We start from the raw sequence: 26,277 nt of genomic DNA on the forward strand, positions 1-26,277 counted from the left end.
TACTGAAACGGAAACGACACCGCTTGCCGAGCCTGCCTCTGGCAACGCCCACACCGGATATCCCATGCAAGTCAAAAACCCCATCCTCGGCCTCTGCCAACAGGCCAAATTCGCCATCAGTGCTGCCAAGGTCGACCAGTGTCCGCCCGACCAGGGCTATGAAGTGGCCTTTGCCGGCCGTTCCAACGCCGGCAAGTCCAGCGCCCTGAACACCCTGACCCACGCCAGCCTGGCGCGCACCTCGAAAACCCCGGGGCGCACCCAGCTGTTGAACTTCTTCAGTCTGGACGATGAACGGCGTTTGGTCGACTTGCCGGGTTACGGTTATGCCAAGGTGCCAATCCCGCTCAAGCAGCACTGGCAGCGCCACCTGGAGGCCTACCTGGGCAGCCGCGAGGCCTTGAAGGGCTTGATCCTGATGATGGATGTGCGCCATCCGATGACCGACTTCGACATGATGCTGCTCGACTGGTCGCGCGCCTCGGGCATGCCGATGCACATCCTGCTGACCAAGGCTGACAAGCTGACCTTCGGTGCAGCCAAGAACACCCTGCTCAAAGTGCAGTCGGAAATTCGCAAAGGCTGGGGCGACAGCGTGTCGATCCAGCTGTTTTCGGCGCCCAAGCGTCAGGGCCTGGAAGAGGCCTACGGGGTGCTGGCGCGCTGGATGGAACTGCCGGACAAGCCCGCCGAATAAGGGCTGCCCGGCAAACGCCGGGCAAAAAAAACCCCGGACTTCGTATGGGGAGGGGGAAGTTCGGGGTTCAAGTTTCCGGACCGCTAGGGCGGGGTCCAGATATCTGCCAACACTTAACACAACATAGGAGCATCGAAGGGCTTCACCAGCCATTCAGTTACTCTGAGTCGCGGTTCACCGGTTTAGTTCCGGACGTTTAAAAACTATTTGCGATAGATGGGAAATTTCCGGCACTGATTCCATCTAGCCAGGCCAGAAGCCGCGACGATATGCCGCAGCTTTTCCCCGATTTTCAGCGCATTTTTAGTGCGCTTCGTCCCAATTTGCCCCCACTCCGACCTCAACCAGCAACGGAACATCCAACTGGGCAGCCCCGCTCATGTGTGGACGAATTTGCTCGCGCACCTGCTCGACCAGGTCTTCGCGCACCTCCAGCACCAGTTCATCGTGCACCTGGAGGATTACCCGGGCATCCAGGCCCGAATCGGTCAGCCAGTTATCCACAGCGACCATGGCGCGCTTGATGATGTCGGCCGCCGTGCCCTGCATCGGCGCGTTGATTGCGGTGCGCTCGGCGCCTTTGCGCAGGGCCGGGTTCTTGGCGTTGATCTCCGGCAAGTACAGGCGCCGGCCAAACAGGGTTTCGACATAACCTTGCTCGGCCGCCTGGGCGCGGGTGCGCTCCATGTAGGCCAGCACGCCGGGGTAGCGGGCGAAGTAACGATCGATGTAGGCCTGGGACTGTTTACGGTCGACGCCGATCTGCTTGGCCAGGCCGAAGGCGCTCATGCCGTAGATCAGGCCGAAGTTGATGGCCTTGGCGCTACGTCGCTGGTCGGTAGTGACCTGCTCCAGCTCAACGCCGAATACCTCGGCAGCGGTGGCACGGTGAACGTCCAGGTCGTTGCGGAAGGCGTGCAGCAAGCCTTCGTCCTGGGCCAGATGGGCCATGATCCGCAGCTCGATCTGCGAATAGTCCGCCGCCAGCAGTTTGTAGCCCGGGGCCGCAACGAAGGCCTGACGGATACGCCGGCCTTCGGCGGTACGGATCGGGATGTTCTGCAGGTTCGGGTCGCTGGACGACAGGCGCCCGGTGGCCGCCACCGCCTGATGGTAGGAGGTGTGGATACGCCCGGTGCGGGGGTTGATCTGCTCTGGCAGGCGATCGGTGTACGTGCTCTTGAGCTTGCTCAGGGAGCGGTACTGCATCAGCACCTTGGGCAGCGGGAAGTCCATGTCGGCCAGTTCCGCCAGCACCGCTTCGGCGGTGGAAGCCTGGCCCTTGGCGGTCTTGTTGAGCACCGGCATACCGAGCTTGTCGTAGAGGATCACGCCCAGTTGCTTGGGCGAACCGAGGTTGAACTCCTCGCCGGCGATCTCGAAGGCCTGGCGTTCCAGCTCGGCCATTTTCTCGCCCAGCTCGATACTCTGCACGCCCAGCAGCTTGGCATCGACCAGCGCGCCCTGGCGTTCGATCTTGGCCAGTACCGGTACCAGCGGCATCTCGATGTCGGCCAGCACCGATTGCAGGCTTGGAATCTGCGCAAGCTTCTGCTGCAGGGTCTGGTGCAGACGCAGGGTGACGTCCGCGTCTTCCGCGGCATAGGGGCCGGCCTGTTCCAGGGTGATCTGGTCGAAGGTCAACTGCTTGGCACCTTTGCCGGCGATGTCGGTAAAGCCGATGGTAGCGTGGTTCAGGTACTTGAGCGCCAGGCTGTCCATGTCATGACGGGTGGCGGTGGAGTCGAGCACGTAGGACTCGAGCATGGTGTCGTAGGCCACGCCCTGCATCTGGATACCGTTGGCAATGTCGCCACCGATGGCGCAGTGGGCCAGGATGTTCATGTCGTACTTGGCGTTCTGCGCCACCTTGACCTTGGTCGGGTCCTCCAGCAGCGGCTTGAGCGCCAGCAACACGCTGTCGCGGTCGAGCTGCTCGGGCACGCCCATGTAGGAATGGGTCAACGGCACATAAGCGCCTTCATGGGCCTGGACCGCGAACGACACGCCGACCAGTTGCGCCTGCTGGGCATCGAGCCCGGTGGTTTCGGTGTCGAAAGCGAACAGTGGCGCCTGGCGCAGCTTCTCTAGCCAAGCGTCGAATCGGGCCTGGTCGAGGATGGTTTCGTACTGGGCCTCGACCACTTCCTGCGGCGCTTCGACCACCACCTCCTGGCCGGCGCGCTTGGCGTCGCGCTGGACTTCGTCGATCCAGCTCTTGAATTCCATCTCCGTATACAGCGCCAGCAGCGCGTCACGGTCTGGCTCGCCGCAGACCAGCGCATCGACTTCAACCTCCAGTGGCACGTCAATCTTGATGGTTGCCAGCTCATAGGAAAGGAACGCCGCGTCACGGTGCTCTTCAAGCTTCGCCGGCAGGGTCTTGGCGCCGCGAATGGCCAGGGCCGGAACCTTGTCGAGGTTCTGGTAAAGGTCGCTCAGGCCGCCGCCGATACCGGTCAGCAGGCCCACCGCAGTCTTTTCGCCTACCCCCGGTACACCTGGGATGTTGTCGACCTTGTCGCCCATCAGGGCGAGGAAATCGATGATGTGCTCAGGACCGACGCCAAATTTCTCGTGCACGCCAGCCACGTCGAGCACGCTACCGGTCATGGTGTTGACCAGCGTAATGTGGCCGTCGACCAGCTGCGCCATGTCCTTGTCGCCAGTGGAGATGATCACCGGACGCCCGGCCGCAGCGCTGCTGCGCGCCAAGGTGCCGATAACGTCGTCGGCTTCCACGCCTTCGACGCACAGCAGCGGGTAGCCCAGGGCACGCACGCTGGCGTGCAGCGGCTCGATCTGCACCCGCAGGTCGTCGGGCATGCTCGGCCGGTTGGCCTTGTACTCGGCGAACATTTCGTCGCGGAAGGTGCCGCCCTTGGCGTCGAAGACCACCGCGAACAGGCTGTCCGGATACTGCTTGCGCAGGCTCTTGAGCATGTTCAGCACGCCCTTGACCGCGCCGGTTGGCAGGCCCTTGGAGGTAGTCAGTGGTGGCAGCGCGTGAAAGGCGCGGTACAGGTACGAGGAACCGTCCACCAGGACGAGGGGAGCTTGGCTCATGTGCAGAATCAACCTTTTCGACGGGCCCGGCGCTAGAATGTCCGGAACATTGACGACAAAGGGACAAGGTTATCATGCGTACACTAAATCGCCTGTTGCTGCTCAGCCTGTTGGCAGTCACTCCGGTCGTCACCCTGGCAGCGGACGACGCGCCATCGGCTGATCCGGATGTAACCATTCGCACGGAAGGCGACAAAACCATCCAGGAATACCGGCAAAATGGCTTCCTGTATGCAATCAAGGTGACCCCGAAAGGCGGCAAACCTTACTTCCTGGTACGCGCTGATGGTTCGGAGGGCAATTTCATCCGCTCCGACCAACCGGACATGCTGATCCCGTCGTGGAAAATCTTCGAGTGGTAAGCCGTACCCTTTACATCAACCTGGCACTTCCCTGCTGAAGTGCCCGTATGGGCAATTTTTGATCATGTCAGTCTTCACCCCCCTGACCCGGCCTGAGCTGGAAACCTTTCTGGCGCCGTACGGCCTGGGCCGCCTGCGGGACTTCCAGGGCATTGCCGCCGGTACCGAGAACAGCAACTTCTTTGTCAGCCTGGAACAAGGGGAGTACGTGCTGACGCTGGTCGAACGCGGGCCGATCCAGGACCTGCCGTTCTTCATCGAACTGCTCGATGTGCTGCATGAGGCCGACCTGCCGGTACCGTACGCCTTGCGTGGCAACGACGGCGTGGCCCTGCGAGAGCTGGCCGGCAAGCCTGCGCTGCTGCAGCCACGGCTGCCGGGCAAACACATCAAGACCGCCAACAATCAGCACTGCGTGCAGGTGGGCGAGTTGCTCGGGCACCTGCACCTGGCCACCCGTGACAAGGTCCTGGAGCGCAAGACCGACCGCGGCCTGGACTGGATGCTGGAAACCGGCGCCGAACTGATGCCGCGCCTGAACGCCGGACAACGCCAGCTGCTGCAGGCTTGCCTGGACGAGGTGGGCGAGCACAAGGCGCAGATCATGGCGCTGCCCCGGGCCAACCTGCATGCCGACCTGTTCCGCGACAACGTGCTGTTCGAAGGCACCCACCTGACCGGCCTGATCGACTTCTACAACGCCTGCTCGGGGCCGATGCTCTACGACCTGGCGATCACCCTGAACGACTGGTGCTGCGATGATGCCGGGCTCATCGACGGCCCGCGGGCGCGGGCGTTGCTGGGGGCTTATGCGGCGCTGCGGCCGTTCACTTCGGCCGAGGCCAACCTGTGGCCGGTGATGTTGCGCATTGCCTGCGTGCGCTTCTGGCTGTCGCGCTTGATTGCTGCCGAGTCGTTTGCCGGGATGGACGTGCTGATTCACGATCCGGCGGACTTTGAAGTGCGCCTGGCGGCGCGGCAGCAGGTGGAAATCGCTTTGCCGTTTGCGTTGTGAAACATCGCGGGGCAAGCCCGCTCCTACAATAGGTTGGAGCGGGCTTGCCCCGCGATCAGGGCGTCACAACTTCTCCAGGCACCCCGCCAGATCATTCCCCAGCGTCTCCAGCAACTGCTCATAGCCCTGGGCACTGGCTGGCGCGGTCCCGCCCAGCGCATCCAGCTCAGCCAGGGTCACCGGCAGCCCCGCCGTCAGCGTTTCGGCCAGCCGTGGCCGCAGTGGCGGCTCGCTGAACACACAGGTCTTGCCCACTTCCTGCAGACGCTTGCGCATCGCCGCCACGTGCTGAGCACCTGGCTGCACTTGCGCAGCCACGCTGAACACCCCGGTGTGTTTCAGGCCATAGGCCGATTCGAAGTAATCGAAAGCCTCATGGAAGACAAAAAACGGTTTGCCGCTGATACCCGCCATACGCTTTTGCAGGCGCAGGTCGAGTGTATCCAGGCGCTCGCCAAAGGCCTTGAGGTTGCTCTGGTAGCGCGCCGCGTTGGCAGGGTCGGCAACGCTGAGGTCAGCCGCCATCTTCGCCGCAATCACCCGGGCGTTGACCGACGACAGCCACAGGTGCGCATCGAGGCTGCCGGGGCGGTGATCGTGGTCATGATCGTCGCCATCTTCGTCGTTGGAGTGGCTATCTTCGCCAAAGTGGCGCAGGTGCAGGCCAGGCAGGTCCTGCACGGCGACGCTTGGCTTGCTGCGGGTCTTGAGCACACGAGGCAGGAAGCCTTCCATGTCCGGGCCGATCCAGTACAGCAACTCGACATCACCCACGCGCCGTACGTCGGAAGGACGCAGGGCGTAATGGTGCGGCGAGGCGCCTGGCGGCAGCAGCACTTCAGGGGTGCCGACGCCGTCCTGAACCGCTGCAGCGATCTGTTGCAGGGGCTTGATGCTGGTCAGCACACGCACTTCGGCCTGTGCCTGGGCCATCGCCAAGGTGGCGATAAAAGCGACAAAAAGGGCAAAAATTCGGGACACGATGACCACTCACAGGGGCTGAAACAGGTAACATAATAACGTCTCCAATCAGAACCGTCGCCGCTCATGCCTAAAACCCCGCTGGCCAACCGCCCCCACGACCACTCCCATTGCGTGCACAGCGCCCTGGCCGAGGCCGATGCGCTGTGCGCACGCCAGGGTGTGCGCCTGACCGCCTTGCGCCGGCGCGTGCTGGAGCTGGTATGGCAGAGCCACAAGCCGCTGGGTGCCTACGACATCCTTGCCGTGCTGAGCGAGCAGGACGGTCGCCGGGCGGCGCCGCCCACCGTGTACCGGGCGCTGGATTTCCTCCTGGAAAACAGCCTGGTGCACCGCATTGCCTCGCTCAACGCCTTTATCGGCTGCAGTCACCCCGAGCATGCGCACCAGGGGCAGTTCCTGATCTGCCGCGAATGCCACGTGGCCATCGAGCTTGAGCAAAGCAGCATCAGCGACGCCATCGTCGCCAGCGCCAAAGAGGTCGGTTTCAGTGTCGAAGCACAGACGGTCGAAGTGGTTGGCCTGTGCGGCAACTGCCGGAGCGCCTGATGAGCAATGCGCTGATTCGCCTCGAACAGGTGGGCGTGAGCTTCGCCGGCCAGGCGGTACTCGACAGCATCGACCTGGCCGTGGAGCCCGGACAGATCGTCACCCTGATCGGCCCCAATGGTGCCGGCAAAACCACCTTGGTGCGCGCCGTGCTGGGCCTGCTCAAGCCGCATACCGGCAAGGTCTGGCGCAAGCCACGGCTGCGCATCGGCTACATGCCGCAAAAGCTTCAGGTCGATGCCACCTTGCCGCTTTCGGTCCTGCGTTTTTTGCGCCTGGTACCCGGCGTTGACCGCGCGGCGGCGCTGTCGGCATTGAAGGAAGTCGGCGCCGAACAGGTCATCGACAGCCCGATCCAGGGCATTTCCGGCGGTGAGATGCAGCGTGTATTGCTGGCCCGGGCGTTGCTGCGCGAACCTGAACTGCTGGTACTCGACGAACCGGTGCAAGGCGTCGACGTCGCCGGCCAGTCCGAGCTGTACAGCCTGATTACCCGCCTGCGCGACCGTCATGGCTGCGGCGTGCTGATGGTTTCCCACGACCTGCACCTGGTCATGAGCACCACCGACCAGGTGGTCTGCCTGAACCGTCACGTCTGCTGTTCCGGCCATCCGGAGCAGGTCAGCGGCGACCCGGCTTTCGTTGAGCTGTTCGGCAGCAACGCGCCGAGTCTGGCGATCTATCACCACCACCACGACCACGCCCACGACCTGCACGGCTCGGTGGTTACCCCGGCCAAAGGCGGCCATGTCCACGGAGATCACTGCAAGCATGGCTGATTTTCTGCTTTACGCCCTGCTCGCAGGTTTGTCTCTGGCACTGGTCGCAGGCCCTCTGGGGTCCTTCGTGGTCTGGCGGCGCATGGCCTATTTTGGCGACACCCTGTCCCATGCCGCGCTGCTCGGCGTCGCCCTGGGCTTTGTGCTGGATGTCAGCCCGGCCCTGGCGGTAACCGTCGGCTGTCTGTTGCTGGCTATCCTGCTGGTGACCCTGCAACAGCGTCAGCCGCTGGCCTCGGACACCCTGCTGGGGATTCTTGCGCCCAGCACGCTTTCCCTTGGCCTGGTGGTACTGAGCTTCATGCACGATGTGCGCATCGACCTCATGGCCTACCTGTTTGGCGACCTGCTGGCCATCAGCCCGGGGGATCTGGCCTGGATTCTCGGCGGCAGCGCCGCAGTGCTGCTGTTGCTGGTGGTGCTGTGGCGCCCGCTGCTGGCGGTCACCGTGCATGAAGAACTGGCCATGGTCGAAGGCCTGCCTGTCGCCGCGCTGCGCCTGGCGCTGATGCTGCTGATCGCGGTAGTGATCGCCGTGGCGATGAAGATCGTCGGCGTACTGCTGATCACTTCGCTATTGATCATTCCCGCCGCTGCGGCGCAACGTCACGCTCGCTCGCCGGAACAGATGGCCCTGGGCGCCAGCCTGCTGGGGGTGACTGCGGTTTGCGGAGGGCTAGCGCTATCGTGGTTCAAGGACACCCCGGCCGGGCCGTCCATCGTGGTCTGCGCCGCAGTGCTATTCTTGCTAAGCCTGGCACTGCCCCGGCGCTGAAGGCGTGGGGCGCAGCCTAGGCGGTTGCACCCTGCGACATTAAAAACGCGCAGGGTCCTGAAGAGTTATTTTCGAGTCTGCGGACTGGGTGTAGACTTGCTCGCTTTTTTGCGCAAATAGAGAGTCGCAGGAATGAAGCCGTTCGCCTCCCGTTATCTGCTCCTTGCCGCGTTTTCGCTGATCCTCGCCGCGTGCTCCAGCACCCCGGCCGACAACGCCGCCGTGCCTGCCCAGCCTGATGCCTGGCAGCAGCTGGAGCAAAGCATCGCCAGCAGCGAGCTGGCCACTGCCGAAGATCAACTCGCTACCCTGCAAAGCCAAGCGCCAAATGACAGCCGGATCGAGCAATACCAGCGTCAGCTGGCCGAAGCCTATCTGCAACGCAGCCAGATCGTCCTGCAAAAGGGTGATGTGAATGCGGCTGCCACCGCATTGGCCCGCGCCCGCGCGCTGATGCCCAAGGCACCAGCGCTGACCGGTGGTGTCAACGGCGCTATCGCCCAGGCGCGCAAGGCCGAGCTCGATAAAGCCGAGGCTGCCCTGAAGGCCGCCGAAGCCCGCCCGGCCGCCAAACTGATCGACCCGACCGCGCCCAACACGGTCGTTGCATTGAAAACCACGAATATTCGCGAAATGCGCAAGCAACTGGATGACATCGCCGCCGATGTGGTCAATTACCAGTGCGAGGTGGTGTTCCAGGTTCCGCGTAAGCAGGATGCGCCCTGGCTGCAAACCCTGCTGGGCAAACGGGTGAAAAAACTCGACAGTGAGTTTGCCTTGCAGCAAAGCCACGAGATTCATCGCAATCAGCCTGCCCAGGCGGTGTTGATCCCGCGCCGCCCGTAGCAAAAAGGGTGCCCAGGCGGGCACCCGGTTCCTGCCTCAAGCCGGAATGGCTTTCGCTGCAGCCTCACGCGCCCACACCCGATGCTTGCTGATTGCAGTGATGAAGGCCTTGTAAGCTCTGTCATCGTTGCCTAGCAGCAAACCGCTGTCGACCTTGAGCCCCAGTTTGTCGAGCACGGCTTGCGCCTCGCTGGCCAAGCCGATGGGCTTGAGGTGCTTGTAGGCTTCGAGCAGAAAGTGCACCGCTACACCATCACCCGCCAGGGCCTGCAGTGAGGCCTTGCCGCCCGGCACCCAGACTGCATCGAAAACCACCGACGGCATGCCTTGCATCGAAGCATCCACTGCCAACGGCTTGCCCTGGGCGGTCTTGACCGGCGCCGAAGTAGGGCCAAGTACCTTGATCTGTGCGCTCTCGGCTTCCAGCGCCTTGACCAGGCCATCGACACTGGCGGCATCCACCCCATCGGCCACCAGCACTGCGACCTTGCGGCCCTTGATGCCTTCGCCCAGTAGGTTCATCTGACTCAGGGCAGGGGACTCCTTGAGGCTTGGCGCAGGCACATCCACCGTGCCTTTCTTCGGCGCCGGCAGGCCCAGGTTCGCCGCCACGCGCGCGGCCAGCTTGAGGTCGATGTTGGCGAGGATCTCGTTGACCTCGCGGGCGCGGATGAACTCACGCTCAACCTTGCCCAGCTCGAAGCTGTAGGCACTGACGATGTGTTCCTGCTCGGTCGGGCTCATGCTCTGGAAGAACAGCCGTGCCTGGGAGAAGTGGTCGGCAAACGACGGGCTGCGCTGGCGCACCTTGTGCGCTTCGATGCGTTCCGGGTACGACTCGAAGCCACCATCGCTGGCTGCTGGCGCGGTCTCCTTGGGCCAACCGCCGTCGATCGAGTTGGGTTCATAGGAAGTGCGGCCCTTGTCCACGGTGGTCCGGTGCAATGCATCACGCTGACCGTTGTGGTTGGGCGCCAGCGGGCGGTTGATCGGTATCTCGTGGAAGTTCGGCCCGCCGAGCCGGCTGATCTGGGTATCGGTGTAGGAAAACAAACGGCCCTGCAGCAGCGGGTCGTTGGAAAAATCAATGCCGGGAACGATATGCCCGGGGCAGAAGGCAACCTGTTCGGTTTCGGCAAAGAAATTGTCCGGGTTGCGGTTGAGCACCATCTTGCCCAGCGGCGTAACCGGCACCAGCTCTTCGGGGATGATCTTGGTCGGGTCGAGCAGGTCGAAGTCGAACGTGTGCTCGTCTTCTTCAGCAACGATCTGCACGCCGAACTCCCATTCCGGGTAATTGCCGGTTTCGATCGCTTCCCAGAGGTCGCGGCGGTGGTAGTCGGTATCTTTACCCGCCAGCTTCTGCGCTTCGTCCCAGAGCAGCGAACATACACCAGCCTTGGGCTTCCAATGGAATTTGACGAAGCTTGACTTGCCTTCGGCATTGATCAGTCGAAAGGTGTGCACACCGAAACCCTGCATGGTCCGCAGGCTTTTCGGAATGGCGCGGTCGGACATCGCCCAGATCACCATGTGCGCTGACTCCGGCACCAGCGAAACGAAGTCCCAGAAAGTGTCGTGGGCCGAGCCTCCGGTGGGAATTTCGTTGTGCGGCTCAGGCTTCACCGCATGGACGAAGTCGGGAAACTTGATGGCATCCTGAATGAAGAACACCGGCATGTTGTTGCCCACCAGGTCGAAGTTGCCTTCATCGGTAAAGAATTTGACGGCAAAACCGCGCACATCACGCACGGTATCACCAGAACCCCGTGGGCCCTGAACGGTGGAAAAACGCACGAACACCGGGGTAATTTTCTCCGGGTCCTGCAGGAAGCCGGCCTTGGTCAAGGCGGCATGAGATTCGTAGGCCTGGAAGTAACCATGGGCCCCGGTACCGCGGGCATGCACGATGCGTTCAGGGATGCGCTCGTGGTCAAAATGCGTGATCTTCTCACGCATGATGAAGTCTTCAAGCAGCGACGGGCCACGGTCGCCAGCCTTGAGGGTGTTCTGGTTGTCGGCAACCTTGACCCCCTGATTGGTGCGCAGGGCCTGGCCGGTGGCGTCACTGCGAAACACCTCCAGGCTTTGCAGCTTGGCGTTGGTATTGGCCCGGTCGGGGGTCTGGGTACCGGCGAGTTGGCTTTCCTTGGGCGGGTTCTTCTTGCTGGGCATCAGTGTGCTCTCCTCACTCAATCAGTCCTGCGGTTCGACCCCACGGTGGGCCCTATTCAGTAGGGACTGATGGCTTGTGCAGGCGTTCCTTCGGATTGACCACTGATCGCGTTATTCCAGTAGCATTGGTCAATTGCGAAATAAATGCTAAGAACCTCTATACGAACAGGCTAAAATGCGCGCCCGGCTAACCGCTGACCCCATTCCCATGCGCCCCACAAGGTTCGCTACGTGATCGAGTTTCAAAATGTTCATAAAACCTACCGCGTAGCCGGTAGGGATATTCCCGCACTGCACCCGACCAACCTGAGCGTCGAAGACGGCCAGGTGTTCGGGCTGATCGGCCATTCCGGTGCCGGTAAAAGTACCCTGCTGCGCCTGATCAACCGCCTGGAAGCGCCGAGCGGCGGCAAGATCATCGTCGACGGCGAAGACGTCACTGCGTTCAACGCCAACGATCTGCGCCGATTCCGCCAGCAAGTCGGGATGATCTTCCAGCACTTCAACCTGCTGGCCTCCAAGACTGTCGCCGACAACGTGGCCTTGCCACTGACCCTGGCCGGCGAGCTGTCGCGCAAGGAAATCGACACCCGCGTCAACGAACTGCTGGCCCGCGTCGGCCTGTCCGATCACGCGAAAAAGTACCCGGCGCAGCTCTCCGGCGGCCAGAAGCAGCGCGTCGGCATCGCCCGCGCCCTGGCTACCAAACCGAAGATTTTGCTGTGTGACGAAGCCACCAGCGCCCTTGACCCGCAAACCACCGCTTCGGTGTTGCAGTTGCTGGCCGAGATCAACCGCGAATTGAAACTGACCATCGTGCTGATCACCCATGAAATGGACGTGATCCGCCGGGTCTGCGACCGCGTGGCCGTAATGGACGCCGGGCAGATCGTCGAGCAGGGCCCGGTGGCCGATGTGTTCCTGCATCCGCAACACCCGACCACCAAGCGCTTTGTCCAGGAAGATGAACAGATCGACGAGAGCGAACAGCGCGACGACTTCGCCCACGTGCCAGGGCGCATCGTGCGCCTGACCTTCCAGGGTGACTCGACCTACGCGCCGCTGCTGGGCACTGTGGCCCGGGAAACCGGTGTGGACTACAGCATCCTGGCTGGCCGCATCGACCGTATCAAGGACACCCCGTATGGGCAGCTGACCCTGGCCGTCACTGGCGGCGACATGGAAGCGGCGTTTGCCCGCTTCACTGCGGCTGATGTTCATATGGAGGTACTGCGTTGATGGACGCTTTGAGTTTCTTTGCCAACGTCGACTGGGCCGAAATCTGGCTGGCCACCATCGACACCATGATCATGCTGTTCGGCTCGCTGTTCTTCACCGTGCTGCTCGGCCTGCCGCTGGGCGTGCTGCTGTTCCTCTGCGGCCCGCGCCAGCTGTTCGAGCAGAAGGGCGTGTACGCGCTGCTGTCGCTGGTGGTGAACATCCTGCGCTCGCTGCCGTTCATCATCCTGCTGATCGTGATGATCCCCTTCACCGTGCTGATCACCGGCACCTCGCTGGGCGTCGCCGGGGCCATCCCGCCACTGGTGGTTGGAGCCACGCCGTTCTTCGCCCGCCTGGTGGAAACAGCGCTGCGTGAAGTCGACCGCGGCATCATCGAAGCCACCCAGTCGATGGGCGCCACTACCCGCCAGATCATCATGAACGCCTTGCTGCCCGAGGCCCGCCCGGGCATCTTCGCGGCCATTACCGTCACTGCCATTACCCTGGTGTCCTACACCGCCATGGCCGGTGTAGTGGGCGCTGGCGGCCTGGGTGACCTGGCGATCCGCTTCGGTTACCAACGTTTCCAGACCGATGTGATGGTGGTCACCGTGGTTCTGCTGCTGGTCCTGGTTCAAGTCCTGCAGAGCGTGGGCGACAAACTGGTTGTGCATTTTTCCCGTAAGTAACCCCATGGGTCGGCACTAGCCGACGCACCGGGGGCCGGATCGGCCCTCACAAGGAGTGATTTGATGAAAAAGCTGCTTGCTGTTGTCGCCGCCGTCGCGGCTTTCTCGGCCCAGGCCGAGACCCTGACCGTCGCCGCCACCCCGGTGCCGCACGCCGAGATCCTCGAGTTCGTCAAACCGGCCCTGGCCAAAGAAGGCGTGGAACTGAAGGTGAAAGTATTCACCGACTACATCCAGCCGAACGTACAGGTCGCCGAGAAACGCCTGGACGCCAACTTCTTCCAGCACCAGCCGTACCTGGATGAGTTCAACAAGGCCAAGGGCACTGATCTGGTCAGCGTTGCCGGCGTGCACCTGGAGCCGCTGGGCGCCTACTCGAGCAAGTACAAGAAGCTCGACGAGCTGCCTTCGACTGCCACCGTGGTCATCCCCAACGATGCCACCAACGGCGGTCGTGCCTTGCTGCTGCTGGACAAGGCCGGTGTGATCAAGCTCAAGGACAACAAGAACATCCTCTCGACCGTCAAAGACATCACCGAGAACAGCAAGAACCTGAAATTCCGTGAGCTGGAAGCCGCGACCATCCCGCGCGTGCTGACCCAGGTCGACCTGGCGCTGATCAACACCAACTACGCGCTGGAAGCCAAGCTCAACCCTGAGAAGGATGCACTGGTCATCGAAGGCAGCGATTCGCCTTACGTGAACATCCTGGTGACCCGCGAAGACAACAAGGACGCGGACGCTGTGAAGAAGCTGGTAACAGCCCTGCACACGCCGGAAGTGAAGAAGTTCATCGAAGAGAAGTACAAGGGCGCGGTCAAGCCGGCGTTCTGATAAGCCGCATCGCCCTCATCGCTGGCAAGCCAGCTCCCACAGGTTCAGGTGCAAAGCCGGACCTTGTGGGAGCTGGCTTGCCAGCGATGCTTTTCAGTCGCGCTTAACCAATCCCGGCAATTGAGCAACCAGCTTCTGGTTGTTGAACGGCGCCCGGATAAACCCGCGCTGCTTGCCATCCGGCCCCAGCAGTGCCAGGTTGCCGCTGTGATCAACTGTGTAGTTCGGCTTGCTGGTATCGGCCGGAATGAACGGAATGCTCACCGCATTGGCCAGCTTCTGAATGTTCTCCAGCGAGCCGGTCACCCCGCGAAAATCCTTGTCGAAATAGCCCAGGTACTGCTTCAGCTGTGCCGGGGTGTCGCGGTTCGGGTCGACACTGACCAGCACCACCTGCAATCGGTCTACCGCCTCTTTGGGCAGCTCGCTTTTCACCTGGCGCAGCTGGGCGAGGGTGGTCGGGCAAATGTCCGGGCAGAAGGTGTAGCCGAAGAACAGCAGCGACCACTTGCCCTTGAGCTCGTCCATCACCACTGGCTGACCCTGCTCGTCGGTCATCTCTACGGCAGGCACGGTGCGGCTCTGTGGCAGCAGGATGATGCCGGCATCGATCAGCTCGGTAGGATTACCCTCGCTGCGGCCATTGAGCACCTTGTTGACGGTAAGCCCGAGGATCACGGCGACCAGGGCAACGAGAATAAAGACGGTTTTCTGGGTTCGAGTCATAGGTTCAACAGTAGGTAGTGGTCAACAAGCAGCGCGATGAACAGCAGCAACAGGTACCAGATAGAGTACTTGAAGGTCTTGATCGCCGCGTGCGGCCGACTGCCACGGTACAACACCCAGGCCCACTGCAGGAAGCGCCCGCCCAGGGCCAGGGCGCAGGCCAGGTACAACGGGCCGCTCATGTGGATGGCGTAGGGCAGCAGGCTGACCGCCAGCAAAACCAGGGTGTACAGCAGAATATGCACCTTGGTGTAGTGTTCGCCGTGGGTCACCGGCAGCATGGGAATATCAGCCTTGGCGTACTCCTCCTTGCGGTGAATGGCCAAGGCCCAGAAGTGCGGCGGCGTCCAGGCGAAGATGATCAGCACCAGCAGCAATGGCTCGGCGCTGATATGCCCGCTGATTGCCACCCAGCCCAGCAGTGGCGGGGCGGCGCCGGCCAGGCCGCCGATAACGATGTTCTGCGGCGTGGCGCGCTTGAGAAAGCCGGTGTAGATCACCGCGTAGCCGAGCAGCGAGGCCAGGGTCAGCCAGGCGGTCAGGGCATTGGTGAAGACCAGCAGCAGGGCCATGCCCATTGTCGCCAGCAGCAGGGCAAAGGCCAGTGCCGCCGCCGGTGCCACTCGGCCTTCGGCAATCGGGCGTTTATGCGTACGCGCCATCAGCGCGTCGATACGCCGGTCCACCACATGGTTGACCACCGCAGCACCGCCGGCGCAGCAGGCGATGCCAAGGTTGCCGAACAACAGGATGGTCCACGGAACCCCGGCGCGGGTGGCGAGGAACATACCGACCAGCGAGGTGATCAGCATCAGCACCACCACCTTGGGTTTGGTCAGCTCCAGGTAATCACGCCAACCTGCTTGCAGCCTGCGCTCGCTCAGAAGCGTCGCCATGAGTTATCTCCCAGATAATGAACGACTCCGCCGCTAGCCAGCGGGGTCAGGCGCCAGCCCTGGCTGACCCGACGAACTTTGGCCTGGGCAACCAGGCGAATGCGGTAATTGACCAGCACCATGCTCAGCAACAACATGGCGCCACCGGCGTTGTGCGCCACGGCCACAGCCAGCGGCAGGTGGAACAGCACGTTGCTGACCCCCAAGGTCACCTGCACTGCCAGCGCCACCAGCACCAACCCGGCCAGCCTGCTCAAGCCATGGCGATGCAGCTTCCAGCTCAGGTTCAGCATGACTGCGGTCACCAGCAAGGCACCCAGGCGGTGACTCATGTGAATCGCCGTGCGCGCATCGCTGTCGAGCTGGCCGCCGAGGTAATTGGGGCCGATGTGCTGGGTCAGGTGAAAGCCGTTGGCAAAATCGGCCTGCGGCCACCACTGGCCATGGCAGGTCGGCAGGTCAATACAGGCCACTGCCGCGTAGTTGGCGCTGACCCAGCCACCCAGGGCGATCTGGCCGATCACCACCAGCAAGCCCAGCGCCGCCACCCGGCGCACGCTCAAAGGCAGCTTGGGCAAGGGTGCAAAGGCCCGCGACAGGCGCAGGCTGAGCAGGAACAACAGGCTCAAGGTGGCAAAGCCGCCCAATAGATGTGCCGTAACCACCTGCGGCCAGAGCTTGAGGGTCACCGTCCACATGCCGAAGGCCGCCTGGGCGAACACCACGCAGAGCAACAGCAGGGGCAGGCGATAAGGCTGGCCATCGCGGCCATGACGGCGCCAGGCCTGCATGGCCAGCAGCGTGATCACCAGCGCCAGGGTGCCGGCAAAGTAGCGATGGACCATTTCGTTGCGGCCCTTGTGCGCCTCCACCGGAGTGTCGGGGAAGTGCAGCTCGGCGTGGGCCAGTTGCGCTTCGGTCTTGGGCACGCTGATAAAGCCATAGCAGCCCGGCCAGTCCGGGCAACCCAGGCCGGCGTGGGTCAGGCGGGTATAGGCACCGAGCAACACGACAACCAGTGCCAGCAGGGTGGCGAAGACGGCGAGGCGAAATCCTGGTCTGGCCATGGCGATGTCCTACCCGATGTTGGACAGCTTCAGCAGGTGGCGCAGGTCGTTGAGCAAGTCCTTGCCCTTGACCCTGGCGTCGTAGCGCAGCACCAGGTTGCCGTGCGGGTCGATGATCCACAGCTGGGCATCCTGTTTGCCCTGGCTGACCGCGCCGTAGCGCGACAGGTCCAGGGAGTAACGCTGCAGTTGCGGGTACTCGCGGTCCAGCTTGGCCTGGTAGTCGCTGGCCAATGGCTGGGCGGCGGCCAGGGCATGGCTGGCGCGGCTGGCATCGCGGCCCAGGCCGATCTGGATCTGCCGGGCCAGGTACACCAGTTGCTGGCAGTCCAGTGCGCAATCCTTGGGCGTACTCACCAGCAGTTGCCAGCGCCCCTCGTCAGCGCTCACCCCCAGGTCGGTGCGGGTCTGGCCGTTGCCGATCATTTCCCCGTGGTAGCTACGGCTGTTGGGCACCCAGAACTTGAGTTTGTACATGCTGGTGGCAAGGATCATCGGGCCGAGTACCACCAGCAGGATCAGCAGCAGCTGCAGCCGCCCGCGCGCACGACTGCGCGGGACCTTGCCTTCAGACATGTTGAGTGGACTTGTGACGGCTCCCATGCTGTTTCTCCTTGTTGTTATGCCAGCCGAAATAGAGGTAGAGCAGCCCCAGGGCCAACGCCAGGGCAAACCACTGCACGGCGTAACCCAGGTGTTTTTCCGGGCCCAGAGCGACTACCGGCCAGTCCAGCCGGTAGCTGGCCGGGCCCGGTTCCAGGCGCAATTCGTGGGCGAAACCATCGCGGCCCAACAGCGGCCACAGCATGCTGGCGTCGATGGCGGTGATCAGCCGCGGCCAGCTGCCGCCTGCCGGGTCGGCCTGCAATTGAAAGGTGGCGCCCGGGGCGACATACACCGAGGCGTCCAGGCTCAAAGGCTGATCAGGCGTGCTGAACTGCACGGGTATGCGCCGGTCCGGCCAGGGCAACCAGCCGCGATTGATCAACAGCCACAGGCCGCTGGCCTGGTCGAGAAAGGGTTGCAGCAGCTCGACGCCGACCTGGCCATCGCGCATGCGGTTATCCAGCAACAGGCTGTGCTGACCATCAAAATGGCCATACAGGTGCACCCGGCGATATGCCGGATCATCGATCTGCAGCAACTGCGCACTGCCTACCGCGTCGCCGGCACTACGCTCGGCGTAGGCCTGCAGCAGCTGGCGTTTCTGCTCGGCACGCCCGAGCTGCCAGCAGCCGAGCGCAATCAACCCCGGCAGCAGCAACAGCACCACCAGGGTCGGCACGATGCCGGGGCGAAAGCGCGTCACCGGGCCCTCGAAAGGTCAGTCGCTATACTTGTACTCATCACTGCATCCCCCCGGAGTTTCGCCATGCTGAAAGCCGCGATTGTCCTGATGCTGTTGGCGACCATCGCCAGCCTGTTCAGTGGCCTGTTCTTTCTGGTCAAGGACGACGGGCAGTCGACTCGCCTGCTTAAAGCCCTGACTGTTCGCGTCACCCTGGCCGCCTTGACCCTGGCCCTGGTGACCTGGGGTTTCTATAGCGGCCAGTTGGTGTCCCACGCGCCGTTCTGAACCCGGCTACAGCACATAAACAAAGATAAACAGCCCCACCCAGACCACATCGACGAAGTGCCAGTACCAGCTGGCCGCCTCGAAACCGAAGTGTTTGTCGGCGTTGAAGTGCCCGCGCATGATCCGCACCAGCATCACGAACAGGATCAAGGTGCCCATGGTCACGTGGGCACCATGGAACCCCGTGAGCATGAAGAAGGTGGCGCCATAGATGCCCGAGCCCAGGGTCAGCCCCAGTTCGGTATAGGCCTCGTGATACTCGTAAGCCTGCAGCACCAGGAAGCCCAGGCCGAGCAGGATGGTCAGCGCCAGCCAGGCCTTCAGCGGCCCGCGGTGGTTCTTGCGCAGGGCATGGTGGGCGATGGTCACGGTGACACTGGAGCTGACCAGCAGGATGGTGTTGATCAGCGGCAGGTGCCAGGGGTCGATGATGTCCTTGGGCGGCGGGAACAGTTTCGGGTCTGGGGTATTGAGCAACGGCCAGGCGAACTCGAAGTTCGGCCAGAGCATGTGGGTCACACCCTTGGCACCATCGCCACCGAGCCAGGGCCCGGCCAGGTTGCGCACATAGAACAGCGCACCGAAAAAGGCGATGAAGAACATCACCTCGGAGAAAATGAACCACGACATGCCCCAGCGGAACGAGCGGTCCAGCTGCGGGCTGTAGAGCCCGGCGCGGCTTTCCTTGACCACCGCGCCGAACCAGCCGAACAGCATGTAGGCCAGGCACAGGGCACCGAAGAAGAAGATCCACGGCCCGTGGGATTCCGGCCGCCCGGCCTTCAGGTCATTGAACCAGGTGCCCAGGCCGAACACCGTGATGAACATGCCGACCGTGGCAATGATCGGCCACTTGCTTTGCGCCGGGACGTAATAGTGCTCATGGGAAGCCATCTTGGTGTTCTCCTTATCGGGCGCCCTGTGCAACCGGGTCCGCCAGGTGTGCAACCGGCGGGTGGCGAGCGGTGATATCGAACAGCGTGTAAGCCAGTGTCAGGTGTTTCACATCCTTGGGCAGGTCGCGGTCGACGATGAAGCGCACCGGCATTTCGATGCGCTCACCCGGCTGCAGCACCTGCTGGGTAAAGCAGAAGCATTCGGTCTTGTGGAAATACGCCGCCGCCTCGGCCGGAGTAATACTGGGAATGGCCTGGGCGCTCATGGGTTTGTCGGTCGGGTTGCGGGCGATGAACACCATCTGGTTGACCGCCCCCGGGTTGACGTCGATCTGGTCGGCGGTGGAATAGAAGTCCCAGACCATGTCGCTGGCGTTGGTCGACATGAACTGCACCTTCACCGTACGGTTGGGGTCGCTGACCTGGGTGCCTTCGTACTGCCCGCCGGTCTTGCCATTGATGCCAAAGGCCTTGCACATCACGTCGTAGATCGGCACCAAGGCAAAACCGAAAGCGAACATCACCACGGTCAGCAGCATCAGCCGCCAAACCAGGCGTTTGAGCGAGGTCCCTTCACTCATGGCTGCATCCTCGGGCCGGAGCCGTTCATTTCACTTCCGGAGGAGTCTGGAAGGTGTGATAGGGCGCCGGTGACGGTACCGACCATTCCAGCCCTTCGGCGCCATCCCAGGGTTTGGCCGGCGCCGGGGCGCCGCCACGAATGCACTTGATGACGATGAACAGGAAGAAGATCTGCGTGGCACCGAAGGTAAAGGCGCCGATTGACGAGATCATGTTGAAGTCGGCGAACTGCAGGTTGTAGTCCGGAATCCTGCGCGGCATGCCGGCCAGGCCCACGAAGTGCATGGGGAAGAAGGCCATGTTCATGCCCACGAACGACAACCAGAAGTGCAGCTTGCCCAGGGTTTCGTCGTACATATGCCCGGTCCACTTCGGCAGCCAGTAATAGGCCGAGGCGAAGATGCCGAAGATCGCACCGGGCACCAGCACATAGTGGAAGTGAGCAACCACGAAGTAGGTGTCGTGGTACTGGAAGTCCGCCGGGGCGATCGCCAGCATCAGCCCGGAAAAGCCACCGATGGTGAAGAGGATGACGAAGGCGATGGCAAACAGCATCGGTGTCTCGAAGGTCAGCGAGCCTTCCCACATGGTGCTGACCCAGTTGAACACCTTTACCCCCGTGGGCACCGCGATCAGCATGGTGGCGTACATGAAGAACAGCTCGCCGACCACCGGGATGCCGACCACGAACATATGGTGGGCCCAGACGATAAACGACAGGAAGGCGATCGCCCCGGTGGCGTAGACCATGGAGGTGTAGCCGAACAGCGGCTTGCGCGAGAACGCCGGGATGATCGAGCTGACCGCGCCGAAGGCCGGCAGGATCATGATGTACACCTCGGGGTGGCCGAAGAACCAGAACACATGCTGGAACAGCACCGGGTCACCGCCGCCGGCGGCGCTGAAGAAGCTGGTGCCGAAGTGGATGTCCATCAGCATCATGGTCACCACACCCGCCAGAACCGGCATCACCGCAATCAGCAGGAAGGCGGTGATAAGCCAGGTCCAGACGAACAGCGGCATTTTCATCAGGGTCATGCCCGGGGCACGCAGGTTGAGGATGGTAGCGATAACGTTGATCGCGCCCATGATCGAGCTGATGCCCATCAAGTGGATGGCGAAGATGAAGAAGGTCACGCTTTCCGGCGCATAGGTGGTCGATAGCGGAGCGTAGAAGGTCCAGCCGAAGTTCGGCCCGCCGCCGGGCATGAACAGGGTCGAGACCAGCAGCAGGAAAGCTGCCGGCAACAGCCAGAAGCTGAAGTTGTTCATCCGCGGCAGGGCCATGTCGGGCGCGCCGATCATCAGCGGGATCATCCAGTTGGCCAGGCCGACGAAGGCCGGCATCACCGCACCGAAGACCATCACCAGGCCGTGCATGGTGGTCATCTGGTTGAAGAATTCCGGCTGGACGATCTGCAAGCCAGGCTGGAACAGTTCGGCGCGGATGACCATGGCGAACGAGCCGCCCAGCAGGAACATCATGAAACTGAACCACAGGTACATGGTGCCGATGTCCTTGTGGTTGGTGGTCAGCACCCAGCGCATCAGGCCCTTGGCCGGCCCGTGGGCGTGCTCATGACCGTGGCTGTGGTCGTCGATCACTGCGCTCATGTCCTGTCTCCTGCAGTCCGTTGGCTGGGGCGCGGATACGCGTCAACCCGGCTCATTTGCTTTCTGCCTGTTTGATCGCCAGCACGTCTTTTGGCGTGACCATGTCGCCCTTGTTGTTGCCCCAGGCGTTACGTTCGTAGGTCACCACGGCGGCGATATCGACTTCCGAGAGCTGCTTGCCGAAGGCGGCCATGGACGTGCCCGGCTTGCCGTGGAAGACGATGCTCAGGTGATCTTCCTTCGGCCCGGTGGCAATCTTCGACCCCTTGAGCGCCGGGAACATCGGTGGCAGGCCCTGGCCTTCGGCCTGGTGACAGGCCACGCAGGTGGTGTGGTAGACCTTGTCGCCGCGCTCGACCAGCTCTTGCAGGGTCCATTCCTTGCTGGTCAGCTCCTTGAGCTTGGCCGCTTCGGCCTTGCGCTCGCCGAGCCAGGTGTCGTAGTCGGCCTTGGACTTCACCTCGACCACCACCGGCATGAAGCCATGGTCCTTGCCGCACAATTCGGTACATTGGCCGCGGTAGATGCCGGGCTTCTCGATCCGGGCCCAGGCTTCGTTGACGAAGCCGGGGATGGCGTCACGCTTGACCGCAAAGGCCGGCACCCACCAGGAATGGATAACGTCGGCGGCGGTCACCAGAAAGCGCACCTTGGCCCCCACCGGCAGCACCAGCGGCTGATCGACTTCGAGCAGGTAGTGCTCATCCTTGGGGGCTTTGTTGTGGATCTGCTCGGCGGGGGTGGCCAGGTTGCTGAAGAACTCGACGTCCTGGCCCAGGTATTTGTAATGCCATTTCCACTGGTAACCGGTGACCTGGATGTCGACGTCCGATTCGCTGGCGTCGTAGATATCGATCAGGGTCTTGGTCGCCGGGATGGCCATGGCCACCAGGATCAGGAACGGCACTACCGTCCACATGATCTCGACCCAGGTGTGCTCGTGAAAATGCGCAGGCTGCTGGCCGGTGGAACGACGGTGGATGATCATCGACCAGAACATTGCGCCAAAGACCACCAGACCGATGATCACGCAGATCCAGAAGATGGTCATGTGCAGGTCGAACACTGCGTTGCTGACTTCAGTCGCCCCTGGCGCCATGTTCACGGTCCAGGCGGCGTGCGCCTGACCGAATACCGACCACAACAGGAGGCCCATCCAGACATGTGGATGTCGCATCATTGCGGGTTCCCCTTATCGTTCTTGTTATCCCGGAGGCGTGGACCTACGGCTAAGGGTACGGCGGCCAAGACTGCGAACTTCGACGACCGAGCCCCTGCGAACTGCAGTCGGGCCTCATCAGCGAATCACTTTCAAACCGGAGTATAGACAGCGACCCCGGCCTCGCAACGCGCGCAAGGAAAACATCAGAAGAAGTTGAACGTTTGCGCGCAAAGCCGCGAATTACCTGGCTTGGGGCACAATGATGGCATTTCGATATAATTGGTGAATATTAAGTTGTTAATGGTTATGCCAAATGCGTCTTAGGCATTTTCAGAACCGAGCTACCTTATGTCTTCCGTTTGTCACGCCTTTACCCTGGAGTTGTCATGAACATCGCCGCTTTGCGCGAGCAGATCACCCGTGCCCGTCAACATGAGACCGAAACCGGCCAACTGAAAGAGCAACTCGAAAAACAGCTGCCCCACCTGCATCCTTCAATCCATTTGCCAGAGGCCGATGCCCAAGGCGCCCTGGCGCGCTTCGTCGGCGCTTATATCGATCAGGTTCCGGAACTGCTGGAAGCGGCCAATGACGTTGCCCGCGAAGCCGGCATCGAGTCGCAGATCAAACCGGTGCTGAAAATCGCCGAACAGTATTTCCTGCAACCGCCCACCATCACCAATACCCACCTGGGCCTGGGCTGCCTGCTGGATGAGGCCTACCTGGCCCACCGCCTGGTGGAAGAAGTTAACGATCTGTACATCAAGCACTTCAACCAGCCGCTGATCCCGCTGGACACCACCGTGGCCAACCTGATCGCCCATCAACTGATTGGTGAAGACTTTGCCAACCAGCTGGATGAAGTGGTGCACCACTCGGTGGATGAGATGCTCAATGACCAGAGCTTTGCCCTGGAGTCAGTCGAACAGTACCGCGACAAGCTCAGCAGCCCGGACACTGGCGAAGCCTGGAAGCGCTGGCCGTGCCTGTCGCGGCAGTTGGGTGTGGGCCTGGAGCTGGATCAATCCGCTTGAGGTTGATGCGCCAGCATCGCCGGCAAGGCCGGCTCCCACCGGTTCAGTGCAGAGCCCGAGCGGGGTGTGGGAGCTGGCATTGCCAGCGATGGCAACACCGCTGAATCCAGATCAGGCCCCCAACCCCGCCGTCGTGCGCACTCGCCCCTCGACCCGGCGCTTGAGTCGTCGCTGCTCGATCAGCAACCGCGAACCCTTGCCGGCGTTGGCCCGCCCCCAGTCCTCGAGCAGCTCCAGGCAGGAGTGGTCGATGTAACTGAGGTTGGCCAGTGGCACATGCAGGGTGGTCCCGGGCGGAATGCCTTCAAGCACCTGGGCCAGCGCGGGCACCTTGAGAAAGGTCGCCGCGCCGCTCAGGCGCAGCTCCAGATGGCCCGGTTGATCAAGGCTGACCACGCTGATTTTCAGGCGTGCGGCCTTGAGCGCCAGCTTCAGCAGGGTCAGGGCAAAACCGAGCAACACGCCGGTGAGCAGGTCGGTGAAGATGATTGCCAGCGCAGTCGCGGCATAGGTCAACATCGGCATGCGTCCATAGCGCCCGAGCCCGCGAAAGGCCTTGAAGTCGACCAGCTTGACCCCGGTGTAGACCAACACACCGGCCAGGCTCGCCACCGGAATCTGCTGCAGCACGCTGCTCAACACCACCACGAAGGCCAGCAACCAGACCCCGTGCAGGATCGCCGACAGGCGCGTCTGCGCGCCGGCCTGGACGTTGGCCGAGCTGCGCACGATTACCCCGGTCATCGGCAACGCACCGAGTACCCCACAGAGCATGTTGCCCAGCCCCTGCGCCGACAGTTCACGGTCGAAGTCCGAACGCTGGCCGTTATGCATGCGATCGACCGCAGCGGCAGAGAGCAGGGTTTCGGCGCTGGCTATAAAGGCCAGGGCGAAGGCGGCGACCAGCAGGTTCGGGTCGGCGAGGTTGAGCAGGTCAGTCGGGCGCAGCCAGTCGATGGCTTCGCTCAGGTTCGCCGGCACTTCGACGCGGTTCACCGGCAATGCCAGCCAGATGCTGATTGCGGTCATCAAGGCCACGCCAAGCAAGGCCCCCGGAACGAATCGTAGCGACTGCGGGCGCAAGCGCTCCCAAGCCCACATGATGGCAATGGTGCCAAGCCCGAGCGCACCGGCCTGCCAGCCATTGCCCCGGCTTTCCAACGGCAGCGCCTGAGTCAGGGTTGCCGGAAAGCCCAGCAGGTTGGCCAGGCCCGAGGGTTGGGGGGCGCTGTCGAACATCACATGCACTTGGGACAACACGATCAGCACGCCGATACCGGCGAGCATGCCGTACACCACCGCCGGCGCCGTGACCCGAAACCAGCAGCCCAGGCGCAAGCGCCCGGCGAGCAATTGCAGCAGGCCGGCCAACAGCAGGATCGGGCCGAGCATCGCCACGCCGTGCTGGCGCACCAGTTCGAACACCAGCACCGCCAGGCCGGCTGCCGGACCGCTGACCTGCAACGGCGAGCCGGCCAGCCAACCGACGACAATGCCGCCGATGATCCCGGTGATCAGGCCCTTGGCCGGCGGCATGCCCGAGGCAATGGCGATGCCCATGCATAAGGGCAGGGCGACCAGGAACACCACCACCGAGGCCAGCAATTCACGCGGCAAAGCCGCTTTCACTTGTGTCTTGTTCACCCTGTCACTCCTTCTTTCACGATTCATGGCCATTCCAATGGCCGCTGGCACAACCCCTGACACACGCGCAGGCACACACCGCCAGCGGGCGCCGGCAAGGCAGTCAGGGAAATTCAAGGCAGCCGATGACCAGGCCGCACCAGGCAGGTGCGGCCGTCAATCAGCTATTCGCGGGGGTGTCTGGAACGCTTAGTAGCGTCCTCTGGGTGTTGCGCAGGGGATCGGCTGACCTTGGGCAAGGGGCAGGAAGCTGTCGCTTGCCGCGTCGTAGGCTTCGATCTGGCTGGTTTCGATGTCGTAGATCCAGCCGTGAATAAACAGCTGGCCAGCCGCCAGGCGCGAGGCCACCGAAGGGTGGGTGCGCAAGTGGTGCAGCTGGGCGATGACGTTTTCCTTGGTCAGCACCTGCATGCTTTCATGCTCGCTGCCACAGGAGCAGTTGTCTTCGACCACCGTGCGGGCGACCTCGGCATGGCGCAGCCAGGCTTTGACCGTCGGCATCTTCTCCAGGCTCTGGGGGTTGAGCACCGCGCGCATGGCGCCACAATCGGAGTGACCGCAGACAATGATGTGGTGTACGCCCAGGGCCAGCACCGCGTATTCGATGGCGGTGGATACGCCGCCGTTCATCTGCCCGTAAGGTGGCACGACGTTACCGACGTTGCGGGTCACGAACAGATCGCCAGGGGAGCTCTGGGTAATCAACTCGGGCACGATGCGCGAGTCGGCACAGGTGATGAACATCGCACGGGGCTTTTGCGCGGTGGCGAGTTTCTTGAACAGCTCCTGCTGCTCGGGAAAAACGTCGTGATGGAACCGCAGAAAGCCGTCGACGATATGCTTCAGGGCGGCATCGGCGCTCTCGGTGGGGGTTTCCGGGACGGCCTTGGATGGGTCCTTGACGGGCATGATTCATCCTCTTTGACGGTTTTAGGTTAAGTCCATTTTACCGGGTTGATGATTCAAACGGCGTATGACAGTTGGATGAAATACGCGCGCCAACAATCACATCAGTTGCTGGCTGAATTCCTACGCTACTCGGCGAAACTTAACTCAAACTGAATTGCGAGGCTCTAGTACGGGCGTTCCAG

Annotated in this window: 26 protein-coding genes; 12 read left to right on the forward strand and 14 right to left on the reverse strand. The window is 62.4% G+C overall.

The annotated features are described in order from the left end of the window. Positions 1-64 precede the first annotated feature (64 nt). On the forward strand, positions 65-697 hold the full coding sequence (yihA, locus tag CCOS864_RS00200; protein WP_115084443.1) for a ribosome biogenesis GTP-binding protein YihA/YsxC: 633 nt from the start codon (positions 65-67) through the stop codon (positions 695-697). Positions 698-1,000: 303 nt separating this feature from the next. Here the strand turns inward: yihA and polA are convergent, their stop codons facing one another. Beyond that, a complete protein-coding gene (gene polA / locus CCOS864_RS00205; protein ID WP_115084445.1) occupies positions 1,001-3,763 on the reverse strand; it encodes a DNA polymerase I in 2,763 nt (920 codons plus the stop codon). Positions 3,764-3,837: 74 nt separating this feature from the next. Here polA and CCOS864_RS00210 point away from each other — a divergent pair, with 74 nt between their 5' ends. Both CCOS864_RS00210 and CCOS864_RS00215 read left to right on the forward strand, forming a co-directional pair. Continuing rightward, positions 3,838-4,125: a DUF2782 domain-containing protein gene (locus CCOS864_RS00210; protein WP_115084447.1), complete on the forward strand. Its 288-nt coding sequence runs from the start codon at positions 3,838-3,840 to the stop codon at positions 4,123-4,125. A gap of 64 nt (positions 4,126-4,189) precedes the next feature. After that, on the forward strand, positions 4,190-5,140 hold the full coding sequence (locus CCOS864_RS00215; protein ID WP_115084993.1) for a homoserine kinase: 951 nt from the start codon (positions 4,190-4,192) through the stop codon (positions 5,138-5,140). A gap of 63 nt (positions 5,141-5,203) precedes the next feature. Here the strand turns inward: CCOS864_RS00215 and CCOS864_RS00220 are convergent, their stop codons facing one another. After that, entirely contained in the window at positions 5,204-6,121 is a 918-nt protein-coding gene (locus CCOS864_RS00220) for a zinc ABC transporter substrate-binding protein (RefSeq protein ID WP_115084994.1), read from the reverse strand. A gap of 66 nt (positions 6,122-6,187) precedes the next feature. Here CCOS864_RS00220 and zur point away from each other — a divergent pair, with 66 nt between their 5' ends. From zur to CCOS864_RS00240, 4 genes are all read left to right on the forward strand, one after another. Next, positions 6,188-6,670 carry a zinc uptake transcriptional repressor Zur gene (gene zur, locus CCOS864_RS00225; RefSeq protein ID WP_115084449.1) on the forward strand — a complete coding sequence of 161 codons (483 nt, stop codon included), beginning with the start codon at positions 6,188-6,190 and terminating at the stop codon, positions 6,668-6,670. Further along, on the forward strand, positions 6,670-7,449 hold the full coding sequence (gene znuC / locus CCOS864_RS00230; RefSeq protein ID WP_115084451.1) for a zinc ABC transporter ATP-binding protein ZnuC: 780 nt from the start codon (positions 6,670-6,672) through the stop codon (positions 7,447-7,449). Before zur ends, znuC begins: the two co-directional genes overlap by 1 nt. Continuing rightward, on the forward strand, positions 7,442-8,224 hold the full coding sequence (gene znuB, locus CCOS864_RS00235) for a zinc ABC transporter permease subunit ZnuB (protein ID WP_115084452.1): 783 nt from the start codon (positions 7,442-7,444) through the stop codon (positions 8,222-8,224). The genes znuC and znuB overlap by 8 nt, the downstream gene beginning before the upstream one ends. A gap of 132 nt (positions 8,225-8,356) precedes the next feature. Beyond that, the gene (locus tag CCOS864_RS00240; RefSeq protein ID WP_115084454.1) at positions 8,357-9,070 is read left to right on the forward strand and encodes a PA5502 family lipoprotein; all 714 of its coding nucleotides are present in this window, start codon (positions 8,357-8,359) and stop codon (positions 9,068-9,070) included. Between the two features lie 36 nt (positions 9,071-9,106). Here the strand turns inward: CCOS864_RS00240 and katE are convergent, their stop codons facing one another. Continuing rightward, a complete protein-coding gene (gene katE, locus CCOS864_RS00245) occupies positions 9,107-11,245 on the reverse strand; it encodes a catalase HPII (RefSeq protein WP_115084456.1) in 2,139 nt (712 codons plus the stop codon). Between the two features lie 231 nt (positions 11,246-11,476). Here katE and CCOS864_RS00250 point away from each other — a divergent pair, with 231 nt between their 5' ends. From CCOS864_RS00250 to CCOS864_RS00260, 3 genes are all read left to right on the forward strand, one after another. Further along, a complete protein-coding gene (locus tag CCOS864_RS00250; RefSeq protein ID WP_115084458.1) occupies positions 11,477-12,484 on the forward strand; it encodes a methionine ABC transporter ATP-binding protein in 1,008 nt (335 codons plus the stop codon). Further along, on the forward strand, positions 12,484-13,155 hold the full coding sequence (locus CCOS864_RS00255; RefSeq protein WP_115084460.1) for a methionine ABC transporter permease: 672 nt from the start codon (positions 12,484-12,486) through the stop codon (positions 13,153-13,155). The genes CCOS864_RS00250 and CCOS864_RS00255 overlap by 1 nt, the downstream gene beginning before the upstream one ends. A 63-nt stretch (positions 13,156-13,218) precedes the next feature. After that, a complete protein-coding gene (locus CCOS864_RS00260; protein WP_115084461.1) occupies positions 13,219-13,989 on the forward strand; it encodes a MetQ/NlpA family ABC transporter substrate-binding protein in 771 nt (256 codons plus the stop codon). A 93-nt stretch (positions 13,990-14,082) separates the two neighbouring features. Here the strand turns inward: CCOS864_RS00260 and CCOS864_RS00265 are convergent, their stop codons facing one another. The 5 genes from CCOS864_RS00265 to CCOS864_RS00285 are packed head-to-tail and all read right to left on the reverse strand — an operon-like array spanning position 14,083 to position 17,987. Next, the gene (locus CCOS864_RS00265; protein WP_115084463.1) at positions 14,083-14,715 is read right to left on the reverse strand and encodes an SCO family protein; all 633 of its coding nucleotides are present in this window, start codon (positions 14,713-14,715) and stop codon (positions 14,083-14,085) included. Next, positions 14,712-15,611, reverse strand: a complete 900-nt coding sequence (cyoE, locus tag CCOS864_RS00270; protein WP_115084465.1) for a heme o synthase — start codon at positions 15,609-15,611, stop codon at positions 14,712-14,714. Before cyoE ends, CCOS864_RS00265 begins: the two co-directional genes overlap by 4 nt. Beyond that, on the reverse strand, positions 15,596-16,678 hold the full coding sequence (locus CCOS864_RS00275) for a COX15/CtaA family protein (protein WP_115084467.1): 1,083 nt from the start codon (positions 16,676-16,678) through the stop codon (positions 15,596-15,598). Before CCOS864_RS00275 ends, cyoE begins: the two co-directional genes overlap by 16 nt. 9 nt (positions 16,679-16,687) lie before the next feature. Beyond that, positions 16,688-17,281, reverse strand: a complete 594-nt coding sequence (locus tag CCOS864_RS00280) for a hypothetical protein (protein ID WP_115084468.1) — start codon at positions 17,279-17,281, stop codon at positions 16,688-16,690. Further along, the gene (locus CCOS864_RS00285) at positions 17,247-17,987 is read right to left on the reverse strand and encodes an SURF1 family protein (protein WP_115084470.1); all 741 of its coding nucleotides are present in this window, start codon (positions 17,985-17,987) and stop codon (positions 17,247-17,249) included. The genes CCOS864_RS00280 and CCOS864_RS00285 overlap by 35 nt, the downstream gene beginning before the upstream one ends. A 63-nt stretch (positions 17,988-18,050) precedes the next feature. On the opposite strand from CCOS864_RS00285, the gene CCOS864_RS00290 reads away from it, so the two are divergent. Further along, on the forward strand, positions 18,051-18,254 hold the full coding sequence (locus CCOS864_RS00290) for a twin transmembrane helix small protein (RefSeq protein ID WP_010222642.1): 204 nt from the start codon (positions 18,051-18,053) through the stop codon (positions 18,252-18,254). Positions 18,255-18,260: 6 nt separating this feature from the next. Here the strand turns inward: CCOS864_RS00290 and CCOS864_RS00295 are convergent, their stop codons facing one another. The 4 genes from CCOS864_RS00295 to coxB are packed head-to-tail and all read right to left on the reverse strand — an operon-like array spanning position 18,261 to position 22,526. Next, positions 18,261-19,148 carry a cytochrome c oxidase subunit 3 gene (locus CCOS864_RS00295; RefSeq protein ID WP_115084472.1) on the reverse strand — a complete coding sequence of 296 codons (888 nt, stop codon included), beginning with the start codon at positions 19,146-19,148 and terminating at the stop codon, positions 18,261-18,263. Positions 19,149-19,161: 13 nt separating this feature from the next. Then, the gene (locus CCOS864_RS00300; RefSeq protein ID WP_115084473.1) at positions 19,162-19,731 is read right to left on the reverse strand and encodes a cytochrome c oxidase assembly protein; all 570 of its coding nucleotides are present in this window, start codon (positions 19,729-19,731) and stop codon (positions 19,162-19,164) included. Positions 19,732-19,756: 25 nt separating this feature from the next. Then, the gene (gene ctaD / locus CCOS864_RS00305) at positions 19,757-21,346 is read right to left on the reverse strand and encodes a cytochrome c oxidase subunit I (RefSeq protein WP_115084475.1); all 1,590 of its coding nucleotides are present in this window, start codon (positions 21,344-21,346) and stop codon (positions 19,757-19,759) included. A gap of 52 nt (positions 21,347-21,398) precedes the next feature. Further along, positions 21,399-22,526 (reverse strand): cytochrome c oxidase subunit II, encoded by a 1,128-nt coding sequence (coxB, locus tag CCOS864_RS00310; protein ID WP_115084477.1) that lies wholly within the window; start codon positions 22,524-22,526, stop codon positions 21,399-21,401. 368 nt (positions 22,527-22,894) lie between these two features. Between coxB and CCOS864_RS00315 the strand changes: the two genes are divergently transcribed. Further along, positions 22,895-23,542, forward strand: coding sequence for a hypothetical protein (locus CCOS864_RS00315; RefSeq protein WP_115084479.1), 648 nt, complete (start codon positions 22,895-22,897; stop codon positions 23,540-23,542). Between the two features lie 111 nt (positions 23,543-23,653). On the opposite strand, the gene CCOS864_RS00320 is transcribed toward CCOS864_RS00315, so the two are convergent. Continuing rightward, positions 23,654-25,186, reverse strand: coding sequence for a SulP family inorganic anion transporter (locus tag CCOS864_RS00320; RefSeq protein ID WP_115084480.1), 1,533 nt, complete (start codon positions 25,184-25,186; stop codon positions 23,654-23,656). A gap of 189 nt (positions 25,187-25,375) precedes the next feature. Then, a complete protein-coding gene (locus CCOS864_RS00325) occupies positions 25,376-26,095 on the reverse strand; it encodes a carbonic anhydrase (protein WP_115084482.1) in 720 nt (239 codons plus the stop codon). Between the last annotated feature and the right edge of the window lie 182 nt (positions 26,096-26,277).

Origin of the sequence: Pseudomonas wadenswilerensis, assembly GCF_900497695.1 — a bacterium.
Lineage (GTDB): Bacteria > Pseudomonadota > Gammaproteobacteria > Pseudomonadales > Pseudomonadaceae > Aquipseudomonas > Aquipseudomonas wadenswilerensis.

What these genes read in the sequence shown, in the direction of transcription:
- yihA (WP_115084443.1), top strand. Translation starts at nt 65, where the DNA reads ATGCAAGTCAAAAACCCCATCCTCGGCCTCTGCCAACAGGCCAAATTC.
- polA (WP_115084445.1), bottom strand. Translation starts at nt 3,763, where the DNA reads ATGAGCCAAGCTCCCCTCGTCCTGGTGGACGGTTCCTCGTACCTGTAC.
- CCOS864_RS00210 (WP_115084447.1), top strand. Translation starts at nt 3,838, where the DNA reads ATGCGTACACTAAATCGCCTGTTGCTGCTCAGCCTGTTGGCAGTCACT.
- CCOS864_RS00215 (WP_115084993.1), top strand. Translation starts at nt 4,190, where the DNA reads ATGTCAGTCTTCACCCCCCTGACCCGGCCTGAGCTGGAAACCTTTCTG.
- zur (WP_115084449.1), top strand. Translation starts at nt 6,188, where the DNA reads ATGCCTAAAACCCCGCTGGCCAACCGCCCCCACGACCACTCCCATTGC.
- znuC (WP_115084451.1), top strand. Translation starts at nt 6,670, where the DNA reads ATGAGCAATGCGCTGATTCGCCTCGAACAGGTGGGCGTGAGCTTCGCC.
- znuB (WP_115084452.1), top strand. Translation starts at nt 7,442, where the DNA reads ATGGCTGATTTTCTGCTTTACGCCCTGCTCGCAGGTTTGTCTCTGGCA.
- CCOS864_RS00240 (WP_115084454.1), top strand. Translation starts at nt 8,357, where the DNA reads ATGAAGCCGTTCGCCTCCCGTTATCTGCTCCTTGCCGCGTTTTCGCTG.
- katE (WP_115084456.1), bottom strand. Translation starts at nt 11,245, where the DNA reads ATGCCCAGCAAGAAGAACCCGCCCAAGGAAAGCCAACTCGCCGGTACC.
- CCOS864_RS00255 (WP_115084460.1), top strand. Translation starts at nt 12,484, where the DNA reads ATGGACGCTTTGAGTTTCTTTGCCAACGTCGACTGGGCCGAAATCTGG.
- CCOS864_RS00260 (WP_115084461.1), top strand. Translation starts at nt 13,219, where the DNA reads ATGAAAAAGCTGCTTGCTGTTGTCGCCGCCGTCGCGGCTTTCTCGGCC.
- CCOS864_RS00265 (WP_115084463.1), bottom strand. Translation starts at nt 14,715, where the DNA reads ATGACTCGAACCCAGAAAACCGTCTTTATTCTCGTTGCCCTGGTCGCC.
- cyoE (WP_115084465.1), bottom strand. Translation starts at nt 15,611, where the DNA reads ATGGCGACGCTTCTGAGCGAGCGCAGGCTGCAAGCAGGTTGGCGTGAT.
- CCOS864_RS00275 (WP_115084467.1), bottom strand. Translation starts at nt 16,678, where the DNA reads ATGGCCAGACCAGGATTTCGCCTCGCCGTCTTCGCCACCCTGCTGGCA.
- CCOS864_RS00280 (WP_115084468.1), bottom strand. Translation starts at nt 17,281, where the DNA reads ATGGGAGCCGTCACAAGTCCACTCAACATGTCTGAAGGCAAGGTCCCG.
- CCOS864_RS00290 (WP_010222642.1), top strand. Translation starts at nt 18,051, where the DNA reads ATGCTGAAAGCCGCGATTGTCCTGATGCTGTTGGCGACCATCGCCAGC.
- CCOS864_RS00295 (WP_115084472.1), bottom strand. Translation starts at nt 19,148, where the DNA reads ATGGCTTCCCATGAGCACTATTACGTCCCGGCGCAAAGCAAGTGGCCG.
- CCOS864_RS00300 (WP_115084473.1), bottom strand. Translation starts at nt 19,731, where the DNA reads ATGAGTGAAGGGACCTCGCTCAAACGCCTGGTTTGGCGGCTGATGCTG.
- ctaD (WP_115084475.1), bottom strand. Translation starts at nt 21,346, where the DNA reads ATGAGCGCAGTGATCGACGACCACAGCCACGGTCATGAGCACGCCCAC.
- coxB (WP_115084477.1), bottom strand. Translation starts at nt 22,526, where the DNA reads ATGATGCGACATCCACATGTCTGGATGGGCCTCCTGTTGTGGTCGGTA.
- CCOS864_RS00315 (WP_115084479.1), top strand. Translation starts at nt 22,895, where the DNA reads ATGAACATCGCCGCTTTGCGCGAGCAGATCACCCGTGCCCGTCAACAT.
- CCOS864_RS00325 (WP_115084482.1), bottom strand. Translation starts at nt 26,095, where the DNA reads ATGCCCGTCAAGGACCCATCCAAGGCCGTCCCGGAAACCCCCACCGAG.